This window comes from Brevundimonas sp. UBA5713 (assembly GCF_002419815.1).
Classification (GTDB): domain Bacteria; phylum Pseudomonadota; class Alphaproteobacteria; order Caulobacterales; family Caulobacteraceae; genus Brevundimonas.
The window spans coordinates 1-9,297 of the sequence record NZ_DIGV01000008.1 but is presented as its reverse complement, the minus strand read 5'-3'; the positions used below and the strand labels follow the sequence as shown (position 1 = coordinate 9,297).

The 9,297-nt window shown below is 63.8% G+C and carries 14 protein-coding genes and 1 pseudogene; 13 read left to right on the top strand and 2 right to left on the bottom strand.

Annotation, left to right across the window (positions count from 1 at the left end; translation table 11 throughout):
- The 12 genes from B3B04_RS01095 to B3B04_RS01040 all read left to right on the top strand — a co-directional run.
- Positions 1 to 229, top strand: a 229-nt coding sequence (locus B3B04_RS01095) for a hypothetical protein (protein ID WP_292038930.1), incomplete at its 5' end; no start/stop codon positions are given.
- The gene (locus B3B04_RS01090; RefSeq protein ID WP_292038927.1) at positions 229 to 525 is read left to right on the top strand and encodes an STAS domain-containing protein; all 297 of its coding nucleotides are present in this window, start codon (positions 229 to 231) and stop codon (positions 523 to 525) included. The genes B3B04_RS01095 and B3B04_RS01090, both read left to right, overlap by 1 nt.
- Positions 525 to 890 carry a response regulator gene (locus tag B3B04_RS01085; RefSeq protein WP_292038924.1) on the top strand — a complete coding sequence of 122 codons (366 nt, stop codon included), beginning with the start codon at positions 525 to 527 and terminating at the stop codon, positions 888 to 890. The genes B3B04_RS01090 and B3B04_RS01085 overlap by 1 nt, the downstream gene beginning before the upstream one ends.
- A gap of 35 nt (positions 891 to 925) precedes the next feature.
- On the top strand, positions 926 to 3,253 hold the full coding sequence (locus B3B04_RS01080; RefSeq protein WP_292038922.1) for a chemotaxis protein CheA: 2,328 nt from the start codon (positions 926 to 928) through the stop codon (positions 3,251 to 3,253).
- A 3-nt stretch (positions 3,254 to 3,256) separates the two neighbouring features.
- Positions 3,257 to 3,730 (top strand): chemotaxis protein CheW, encoded by a 474-nt coding sequence (locus tag B3B04_RS01075; protein WP_292038919.1) that lies wholly within the window; start codon positions 3,257 to 3,259, stop codon positions 3,728 to 3,730.
- A complete protein-coding gene (locus B3B04_RS01070) occupies positions 3,727 to 4,608 on the top strand; it encodes a CheR family methyltransferase (RefSeq protein ID WP_292038915.1) in 882 nt (293 codons plus the stop codon). The genes B3B04_RS01075 and B3B04_RS01070 overlap by 4 nt, the downstream gene beginning before the upstream one ends.
- Entirely contained in the window at positions 4,605 to 5,639 is a 1,035-nt protein-coding gene (locus B3B04_RS01065) for a protein-glutamate methylesterase/protein-glutamine glutaminase (protein WP_292038914.1), read from the top strand. The genes B3B04_RS01070 and B3B04_RS01065 overlap by 4 nt, the downstream gene beginning before the upstream one ends.
- An 11-nt stretch (positions 5,640 to 5,650) precedes the next feature.
- Positions 5,651 to 6,040, top strand: a complete 390-nt coding sequence (locus B3B04_RS01060; protein WP_292038913.1) for a response regulator — start codon at positions 5,651 to 5,653, stop codon at positions 6,038 to 6,040.
- Positions 6,037 to 6,582, top strand: coding sequence for a chemotaxis protein CheD (locus B3B04_RS01055; protein ID WP_292038909.1), 546 nt, complete (start codon positions 6,037 to 6,039; stop codon positions 6,580 to 6,582). Before B3B04_RS01060 ends, B3B04_RS01055 begins: the two co-directional genes overlap by 4 nt.
- Positions 6,582 to 6,938: a hypothetical protein gene (locus B3B04_RS01050; protein WP_292038907.1), complete on the top strand. Its 357-nt coding sequence runs from the start codon at positions 6,582 to 6,584 to the stop codon at positions 6,936 to 6,938. Before B3B04_RS01055 ends, B3B04_RS01050 begins: the two co-directional genes overlap by 1 nt.
- Position 6,939: 1 nt before the next feature.
- Positions 6,940 to 7,527 carry a response regulator gene (locus tag B3B04_RS01045; protein ID WP_292038906.1) on the top strand — a complete coding sequence of 196 codons (588 nt, stop codon included), beginning with the start codon at positions 6,940 to 6,942 and terminating at the stop codon, positions 7,525 to 7,527.
- Entirely contained in the window at positions 7,524 to 8,027 is a 504-nt protein-coding gene (locus B3B04_RS01040; protein ID WP_292038905.1) for a chemotaxis protein CheE, read from the top strand. Before B3B04_RS01045 ends, B3B04_RS01040 begins: the two co-directional genes overlap by 4 nt.
- A 9-nt stretch (positions 8,028 to 8,036) precedes the next feature.
- Here B3B04_RS01040 and B3B04_RS01035 read toward each other — a convergent pair whose 3' ends face one another.
- Positions 8,037 to 8,417 carry a hypothetical protein gene (locus B3B04_RS01035; protein WP_292038903.1) on the bottom strand — a complete coding sequence of 127 codons (381 nt, stop codon included), beginning with the start codon at positions 8,415 to 8,417 and terminating at the stop codon, positions 8,037 to 8,039.
- 112 nt (positions 8,418 to 8,529) lie between these two features.
- The gene (locus tag B3B04_RS01030; RefSeq protein WP_292038902.1) at positions 8,530 to 8,880 is read right to left on the bottom strand and encodes a DUF1491 family protein; all 351 of its coding nucleotides are present in this window, start codon (positions 8,878 to 8,880) and stop codon (positions 8,530 to 8,532) included.
- A 54-nt stretch (positions 8,881 to 8,934) separates the two neighbouring features.
- Between B3B04_RS01030 and B3B04_RS01025 the strand changes: the two are divergent.
- Positions 8,935 to 9,297, top strand: a pseudogene (locus B3B04_RS01025) (hypothetical protein); the annotation flags it as partial.

Sequence of the window (9,297 nt, the reverse complement as noted above, 5' to 3'; positions counted from 1 at the left end):
CAGGCCTGCGCCCGCGCCGATGGCTCCCAAGCCGCAGCCGCAGCCTGCAGCACCGGTGGCCCAAGCGGCCCCGATGGCTCCGCCTGCCAAGCCTTTGCGTCCGGCCGATGAGGATACCGCAGAGCGTCCGCGCTCGGTGGCAGAAACCATGGCCGCCCTGAAGACTGCAACGCGCGGCAACACTGCCCTCAAAGCACAGCCCGTAGAAGACGGCTGGGAGGAGTTCTAATGAGCGAGAATCTGATCGTGAACGGCACCTTGCTGCTGCCGCCGGTACTGGATCTGCGATCTGCCGCCGATGTGAAGGCCGCCTTCCTGTCGGCCCGTGGTCAGGCCTTGCGCGTCGATGCTTCGGCGGTCGAGCGTCTGGGCGGACTGGGTCTGCAAATTTTGCTGTCGGCGGTGCGTACGTGGCAGGCCGACGGTCAAGATTTGACCTTCGTCAATGTGTCCGAAGCCCTGAGCGATCAATGGCTTGGGTTCGGAGCTTCCCCCGATGACCTCATAATGCAGGACGCCGCCTGATGACCAAAACCGTTCTGACCGTCGATGACTCGCGCACCATGCGCGACATGCTGATGCTGGCCCTGAAGGATGCCGGCTATAATGTCGTGCAGGCCGTGGATGGCGTTCATGGTCTGGAGGTACTCGCCGAAGAGCGCCCCGACATCGTCATCACCGACATCAACATGCCCCGCATGGACGGCTTCGGCTTCATCGAGGGCATGCGCGCCAACCCTGAATACAGCGGTGTGCCGGTTCTGGTTCTGACCACCGAGAGCGATGCCGCGAAAAAGCAGCGCGCCCGCGAGGCCGGAGCCACGGGCTGGATCGTCAAGCCGTTCGACCCCGTGCGTCTGGTCGACGCCGTGCGTCGCGTGGCGGCCTAAGTTTTGCGGCACAGTTCGAAGGACAGCATCCGGTCATGAGCGAAGATCCGTTCGAAGCCATCAAGGCCACATTCTTCCAGGAATGCGAAGAACTGCTGGCTGATCTCGAGACAAATCTGTTGGCGCTGGAATCCGGCGATTCCGACATCGAGACTATCAATGCCTGTTTCCGCGCCGTTCACTCGGTAAAGGGCGGAGCAGGGGCGTTTGGTCTGGATGATCTGGTCCGGTTCGCCCACGTGTTCGAGACCCTGATGGACGAGCTGCGCTCGGGCCGCAAAGAGGTGGACGACACCGTTGTGCGCACCCTGCTGCGTGCCTCGGACGTGCTGAATGACCATGTGACCGCCGCGCGCGGGGCAGGCCCTGCCGTGGACCCCGTTCGCTCTCAAGGTTTGATCGCCGAGCTGGAAACCCTGACGCACGGCGCGCCCGTTTCGGGCACCGCGGATGCTGCCAGCGGTGATCTGGATGGCGATGACTTCGGCTTTGTGCCGGTGTCGCTCAGCCTTGACGACTTTGCAGCCCCCGGCGACCTGCCGTCGCTAGACGGGGGCCTGCCGTCTCTCGATCTGCCGCCTTTGGATCTGCCGGACCTTTCGGCGCCGTCAGCGGCGGCGCAGCAGACCGGCTGGAAGATCGTCTTCCGCCCGCATCCGCGCCTTTATACCAATGCCAATGAAACCGGCCTTCTGCTGCGTGAGCTGGCCCGTCTGGGGCCAACGCGCGTCGAGATGGACGACAGTGGCCTGCCGCTGCTGGACGCGCTGGAGCCGACAGAATCTCATCTGGTGTGGACCATCCATCTGGATGTCCCCGCTGCCGAGGCCGATGTGCGCGACGTATTCGACTTCGTCGAAACCGACTGCGACCTGAACATCATGCCGGTGATGGGCGAGGGCGCGGCCAATGATACCCTGCCGGAACTGCCGTCTCTGGATGCTGGCCTGCCGCCGCTGGATGTTCCGTCTACGGACAATGCGCCTGCTGCCGAGGCCGATGTGGCAGCGCTGATCGCTCTGGCGCAGGCCGATACGGCCGCGCGTCGGGGCACCCCTGCACCCAAGGCCGAAAGCCCCCAGCCTAAAGCCGCTCCGGCTCCGGTGCCCGCAGCACCGCCGGCAGCGGCCAATGCGCCGTCCGCCCCCGCTGCGGCCGCTCCAGTGACCATTCGGGTCGATCTGGAGCGCGTGGATCGTCTGATCAATGCGGTGGGCGAACTGGTGATCCAGCAGGCCATGCTGGCCCAGCGCGTGCATGAAAGCGGTCTGGCCCGTTCGTCCGACATCTCGCTGGGTCTTGAGGACCTCGAGCTGCTCACGCGCGAGATTCAGGACAGCGTCATGGCTATCCGCGCCCAGCCGGTGAAGTCGGTGTTCCAGCGCATGCCGCGTCTGGTTCGCGAGGTCGCCGACATGACGGGCAAGCGCGTGAAGCTGGTCACGGCGGGCGAGGACACCGAGGTCGACAAGACCGTGGTGGAACGTCTGGCCGAGCCGATCACCCACATGCTGCGCAATGCCATCGACCATGGCCTTGAGAGCCCCGAAGAGCGCGAAGCCGCGGGCAAGCCCGTAGAGGGCACGGTCAAGCTGGCTGCCCTGCATCGCTCGGGCCGTATCGTTATTGAAATCACCGACGACGGTAAGGGCATCAACCGCCAGCGTGTACGCGCCATCGCCGAAGAGCGCGGTCTGATCACGCCGGACCAGATTCTGAGCGATGACGAGGTCGATAATCTGATTTTCCTGCCGGGGTTCTCGACCGCCAAGGAAATCACCGATGTGTCGGGCCGTGGCGTGGGCATGGATGTGGTGCGCCGCTCCATCCAGTCACTGGGTGGCCGCATCAACATCACCTCGACGCCGGGCAAGGGTTCGACCTTTACCATGTCGCTGCCGCTGACGCTGGCTGTGCTGGACGGCATGGTTGTGGGAGCTGCCGAACAGACGCTGGTGGCCCCGCTGGCGGCCATTGTCGAAAGCCTCACGCCCAAGGTGGAGGACATCCATCTGGTCGGCGGGGTCGATCCGGTGCTGATGTTCCGCGACGAGTTCGTCCCCCTGGTCGATGTGGGCCAGTCCATGGGCTTCCGCGCCACGCCCACGGAGCTGAAGGGCGGGGTTGTGATGATCGTCGAGACCGAAGGCGGCCAGCGCGCCGGCCTGTTGGTCGATGCCATCCATGGCCAGCGGCAGGTTGTCATCAAGTCGCTGGAAACCAACTACCGCCACGTCGAAGGCGTGGCGGCGGCCACCATCCTTGGTGACGGGCGCGTGGCCCTGATCCTGGATATCGACGCGCTGGTCACATCCGGACGTCGACGTAATACCCCTCGATCCGAACTGAAAATGGCGAGCTAACACATGACCCAAGTCACCCCCAATGTCGCCGGTACCGATCGCGAGCTGATTGCCTTCCGCATCGGCGAGCAAGAGTTTTGCGTCGATATTATGAGCGTCCGTGAGATCCGTGGCTGGACCCCCGCCACCCCGCTGCCGCGCTCGCCCGCCTATATGAAGGGCGTGATCAATCTGCGCGGCACCGTGCTGCCGATCATCGATCTGGGCTCGCGCTTTGGTCTTCAGACCGGAGAGCCGACCGAGCGTCACGTCATCATGGTGGCCCATGTGGGTAGCCGTCTGGTGGGCCTGTTGGTCGATGCGGTGTCCGACATCGTGCAACTGACCGACGCCTCGATCCAGCCGACCCCCGATGTGGCTTCGGAGAGCGTCAAGGCATTCGTAAAGGGCATCTTTGCCGTCGAAGGCGGCCGTATGATCAGCCTGATCGACCTTGAGCACGTCCTGCCTGCCGAAGCGGAAGCCGAAGCGGCATGACGACGACGACCGGACGCGATGTGCTGGTGGAGGGGGAGTTTCCCTTTACCGCCAGCGATTTTCGTCACATTGCCGAGGCCCTGCATAGTCACGCGGGCATCGCCCTGCACGAGGGCAAGGCCGCGCTGGTCTATTCGCGTCTGGCCAAACGCCTGCGTGCGCTGGGCCTGCGGAGTTTTGCCGAATATATCGCTCTGGTCGAATCCGATCATGGCCAAGAAGAGCGTCAGGCCATGACGGCGGCCCTGACCACCAATGTCACCCGTTTCTATCGCGAGCCGCACCATTTCGATCACCTGCGCGATGTGATGATGCCCAAGCTGGCCGCCCATGCACGGGCGGGCGGTCGGGTGCGCCTGTGGTCGGCGGCCTGCTCTAACGGCCAAGAGCCCTATTCCATGGCGCTGACGGTGTTGGATGTGTTGCCCGAGGCCGCGGATCTGGATGTGCGCATTCTGGCGACCGACATCGACCCCAACATGGTCGCCGAAGGTCATCAGGGCATCTATTCCGAAGAAATCCTGACGCCGGTTCCGCCGCAGGGTCGTCGCCATTTCCTGCCCGTCACTGATCGTCCGGGCTATTACAGCGCCGATGACACCCTGCGCCGTCTGGTGACTTTCAAAGAGCTGAACCTGATCGGTCACTGGCCGATGCGCGGCACCTTTGACGTGATCTTCTGCCGCAATGTGGTGATCTATTTCGACGACGCGACCCAGGAGAAGGTCTGGTCGCGTTTTGCGCCCATACTGAATACGGGCGGTGCCCTTTATATCGGCCATTCGGAGCGCGTATCCGGCCCGTCTGCGGGCCAGTTCCAGACCTGTGGTCTGACGACCTATCTGCGCGTCGATGCCGCCCAGAGGAGTGTCGCATGAACCGCGTAAAGGTTCTTGTTGTTGATGACAGCGCCACCATGCGCAGTCTGATCGCGGCTGTGTTGCGTCGCGATCCCGGGATCGAGGTCGTTGGCACCGCCGAAGACCCGCTGGATGCCCGCGCCAAGATCAAACAGTTGAACCCCGACGTCATCACGCTGGACGTCGAAATGCCCAATATGAACGGGCTGGAGTTTCTCGAGAAGATCATGCGCCTGCGGCCCATGCCGGTGGTCATGGTCTCGACCCTGACGCAGGCAGGGACCGATGTGACGCTGGCGGCGCTGGAAATCGGAGCCGTCGATGCAGTGGCCAAGCCCGCCGTGGGCGTGCCCGCGGCCGAGGCCTTTGCCGATCTGGCTGAAAAGGTGAAGTCCGCCGCCCGTGCCCGCGTGCGCCCGCTAGAACAGCGTCAGGTGCAGGGCCATGAAGGCAGCTACCACGCCGACCCGCACCATATTTTGGCGATTGGATCATCCACCGGCGGGGTCGAGGCCCTGCTGACGATTCTACAGGGCTTCCCCGCTGATTGTCCTGCCACCGTCATCACCCAGCACATGCCCGCCACTTTCACGCGCAGTTTTGCCGCGCGGCTGGACAAGATGACCCCCGCCCATGTCAGCGAAGCTGTGGACGGGGCGATCTTGAAGCCGGGCCATATCTATCTGGCACCGGGCGGAGCATACCACCTTACCGTGACCGGTGGCCGCTGCCGTCTGGTGGCCTCGGACCCTGTAAATGGCCACCGTCCCTCGGTCGATGTGCTGTTCGAATCCGTGGCCCGCTCGGGGCGTCCCATGACCGGCGCAATCCTGACGGGAATGGGCAAGGACGGAGCCCGCGGCCTGCTGGCCATGCGTGAGGCCGGAGCCCAAACTTTCGGGCAAGACGAAGCGTCCTGCGTCGTCTATGGCATGCCCAAGGCAGCCTATGAGCTGGGTGCTGTACAGCGCCAGATGCCGTTGGCGCGCCTTGCACCGGCCCTTCTTGAATCTTGCGCTGTTCGCGGCGCCTCCCAGTCTGTTGCGTAAGGACCTCCCCCATGCCCTCAGCCTCCGCCATTCGAACTCTTATCGTCGATGACCAGCTGACCATGCGCTCGCTGGTACGCACCAGCCTGCAACAGATCGGCGTGCGTGACATCGAAGAAGCCCCTGACGGTGAGGCCGCCTTGCGCGCCATCATCACCCGTCCGGTGCATTTGGTGATCTCGGATTTCAACATGCCGAACCTCGACGGGTTGGGTCTGCTGCGCGGCATCCGCGCCCACCCGCCGATCGCCAAGACGGCCTTCATCATGCTGACGGGCCGCGCCGACCGTGAACTGGTCCAGCGCGCGGTGCAGTACGGTGTGAACAACTATCTGGTGAAGCCCTTCACCACCCAGCAGCTCAAAGAGAAGCTGGAATCGGTCTTTGGCCCGCTGACATGAGTGATAGCCACGACATTTCGGCCATGGAGCGGCGTGTCCATGTGGGGCAGGGCGATCACTATGTGACGAACGACCCCCATGTGGTGCTGACGACCGTTCTGGGGAGCTGTGTGGCCCTGTGCCTGCGCGACCCCGTGGCCGGTGTCGGTGGCATGAACCATTTCCTGCTGCCTGATGGCGCGCAGGATGGCACAGCGGCCAGCCGCCGCTATGGTGCCTATGCGATGGAAGTGCTGATCAACGACGTGCTCAAGGCGGGAGGTCGCCGTGAACGTCTGGAGGCCAAGCTGTTTGGCGGTGGCCGGATGTTCGACAGCCTGAGTGATGTCGGGGCTTCCAACGCGGCCTTTGCCGAGCGCTTTTTGGCCGACGAAGGCATTCCGGTGATCGGCGGCAGTCTGGGAGGCTTTGGCGGCCGCCGTCTGCACTATTGGCCCGTCAGCGGTCGGGCCCGCCAGCGCGCCGTGCTTGACGTCGCTGCGGTTCCGCCGCCCAAGATAACCACGCCGCCTGTTGTATCAGGCGATCTGGAGCTGTTCTGATGAGTGATCACGATATCCATGCCCTGTTGAAGGCGGTGGCTGAGGAACTATCGGACATTCGCGCAGGGGTGCAGCAGGCCGGCGATCTGATGGGGGAAATCCTGTCAAACCTGTCCCCGCAGGACCGATTGGCCTATCTGGCGCGCACCCAGACTTTCGATGTGCTGGTCCAGCGGCTGGAGGCTCTCTCGGGCCTGTCGGCCTCGCTGGCGGACAACCAGCCTATGGACACGGCGCTGGCTGCCCTGCCTCTGGCAGAGATGGCCGAGCGACTGCAGGAAGCCGCCCATCGCGGCAACACCGCCCCGCGCCCGCAATCCGAGCAGGCCGCAGGGGAACTTCACCTGTTCGACTGATATGGCCGAACAGAAGGTCAATCTTGAAAACTCCTCCGTTCTGCTGATCGACGACAACCAGCAGGCGCTGGATATGCTCAGCTCGGTTGTGGTGGGCTTTGGCGTGCGCGAGCAGGTGAAATGCTCGTCTGCGACCGAGGCCGTCAAAGTGCTGCAACAGCGTCCGTTCGATCTGATCATGATCGACTGTTCCGATCCGGAGATGGACTCCTACGCCTTTACCCGCTGGCTGCGTCGCGAGACCCCCGCGCCCATGCGCTACACCCCTGTGATCATGCTGACCGGCCACGCCTCTCAGGCCAAGGTTCAGGAGGGGCGCAACTGCGGCGTCAGCTTTGTGGTGGTCAAGCCGATCACGCCGGGTGTCCTGCTAAAGCGCGTCATCTGGCTGGCGCAGGACCAGCGTGAATTTATCGAATGCGAGACCTATGCCGGTCCGGACCGCCGCGTGCGCAATTTTGGCCCGCCACTGGGTGAAAAGGGCCGGCGCAAGGGCGACCTTTCGGCCCATATCGGTATCGCCAAGGAAGCCAATATGGAACAGGCCGACATTGACGCCCTGCTCAAACCGCAAAGGGTGCAACTGTGAGCCAGAGCTTTGATACCGTGGTCGCGGCAGGGTCAGCCGTGGGCGAGGGTGAAGGGGCCACAGCGACCAAGGTGGTCTCCAGCCTGTCGCGCAAGATGGCCCAGCCTGGCGGGCTAAGCATTGCCCAGATCGAGCGCCGCTCCAACGAGCGTCTGCTGGGACACAAGGCCGAGGCCATGAAGGCCATCGAACGCTCGGTCTCGGAGCTGGAAGTGCTGGCCAATGAGGATCTGCAGGATTCGGCCGCCCTTTATGGTGTGGCGGGCAATGTGCTCAGCGTGGCGGGCTTCTTCGACACCGGCCCGCTGTATGACGCTGTCTACAGCCTGTGCGAAACCATCGAGGCGATGAACGCCCGCAATGCATGGCGCAACGAGGCCGTCCACGTGCACGTGCAGGCCATCCGTCTGATCCTGAAAGACAACTGCCTGCTGACGCCCAATAGCGAACGCCTGATGTCGGGCCTGAAAGCGATTCAGGCCCACGCCAAGGGCGAGTAGGCAGACGGCTCAGGCCGCCATGCGGCCCCAGACGGTGCGATCTGCCGTTTGGGGCGTCAGTTGGCCGTGCTGGTCGCGGGTCTGCAGTTGCCGCATCACCGGCGTGGGCAGGGCGCAAAAGCGCGGCTCGACCAGTTCTGGGGCACAGCCCTGTTCCGGCGCGGCGAACAGGGCCGCATTCACGCCCTCGGTGCGCTGGGTAATCAGCCAGGCCAGACGTCGCGCGCGTTCGGGGTGGGTGCGGTGCAGCTGTGGCTCTTCGGCGAACAACTCGCACGCCAGCTCGATGACCGCGTCCAGATCAAGGGGCGAAAACCGGCGGTAATCGCGCACCGGTGCCGGACAGGTCGTGTCCAGATCAAACACGACATCGTTCAACAGGAACAACATGATCGCACTCCGCGAACCAGGGCCTTTCTGGCCATGGTCCCGGATATGACAGGATTTATATTGGTATCCGGTGCACAAAAAGGGTGAATGGCGGGTTCACCCTGAATGGGCATCAGAGCGGGGGGCGGGGGCTGTCGCCTTCGACCTTTTCCTGCAGGAAGTGGCGACCCTGACGGTCCTCGATTTCCACCACCCACAGGTCGGGATCGTATTTGCGGCGGCGCTCCAGATAGGCGTCCAGTTCCGATTCCATCTCGCTGGCGACCGGCTGGATCCACAGGGGCTGACCATCCATGTCCAGCGACTGGCTGAACAGACGGGCGGTGCGGGTAGAGGTGTCATAGGCCTTGACGACCACATCGCCCGCTCGGGCATCGCCCTTCTTCACCACGGTGGCGAAGGCTCCTTCCAGTTCGGCGCGGCGGATCAGGCCCGAGACCCAGACATCTGTTGAAAGAAGCAATTGGTAACCTTGATTGCAAACCCCACGGCAAAGCCTATGGGCTAGGAGCGAGGGATGAGCATAGTCCTTCGCGCCCGCGTCGTCAGCGCTTCATTACAGGTCTTGGGTCTGCGACGGATGGCGTCGATGATCGCGCTTGGCCTCTTGTTGGGAGCGGGGGCGGCACAGGCGGACAGCCATTTGGAACAGACCTACGCCGAGCGCGCCTTTGTGCTGGCTGCGCATCAGCGCTGTGACCTGTTTGGCGAGGCGGTGACGCAGGCGCTGGGCGCGGCCCTGATGCAGACGCGCGGCGCGCTGTTGCGGGCGGGGTACGAGACCGCACAGGTCTCGGCGCTGGCCCGTCAGTCGCACACCCGCGCAGGCACGACGGCCTGTGCCGATCCGGCTCTGGCGCAGGTGACGGGGCGGGTCGAA

Coding starts and splice junctions, on each gene's coding strand:
- B3B04_RS01035 (WP_292038903.1), bottom strand. CDS start 8,417: ATGTTGTTCCTGTTGAACGATGTCGTGTTTGATCTGGACACGACCTGT.
- B3B04_RS01065 (WP_292038914.1), top strand. CDS start 4,605: ATGAACCGCGTAAAGGTTCTTGTTGTTGATGACAGCGCCACCATGCGC.
- B3B04_RS01085 (WP_292038924.1), top strand. CDS start 525: ATGACCAAAACCGTTCTGACCGTCGATGACTCGCGCACCATGCGCGAC.
- B3B04_RS01070 (WP_292038915.1), top strand. CDS start 3,727: ATGACGACGACGACCGGACGCGATGTGCTGGTGGAGGGGGAGTTTCCC.
- B3B04_RS01075 (WP_292038919.1), top strand. CDS start 3,257: ATGACCCAAGTCACCCCCAATGTCGCCGGTACCGATCGCGAGCTGATT.
- B3B04_RS01080 (WP_292038922.1), top strand. CDS start 926: ATGAGCGAAGATCCGTTCGAAGCCATCAAGGCCACATTCTTCCAGGAA.
- B3B04_RS01045 (WP_292038906.1), top strand. CDS start 6,940: ATGGCCGAACAGAAGGTCAATCTTGAAAACTCCTCCGTTCTGCTGATC.
- B3B04_RS01055 (WP_292038909.1), top strand. CDS start 6,037: ATGAGTGATAGCCACGACATTTCGGCCATGGAGCGGCGTGTCCATGTG.
- B3B04_RS01090 (WP_292038927.1), top strand. CDS start 229: ATGAGCGAGAATCTGATCGTGAACGGCACCTTGCTGCTGCCGCCGGTA.
- B3B04_RS01060 (WP_292038913.1), top strand. CDS start 5,651: ATGCCCTCAGCCTCCGCCATTCGAACTCTTATCGTCGATGACCAGCTG.
- B3B04_RS01050 (WP_292038907.1), top strand. CDS start 6,582: ATGAGTGATCACGATATCCATGCCCTGTTGAAGGCGGTGGCTGAGGAA.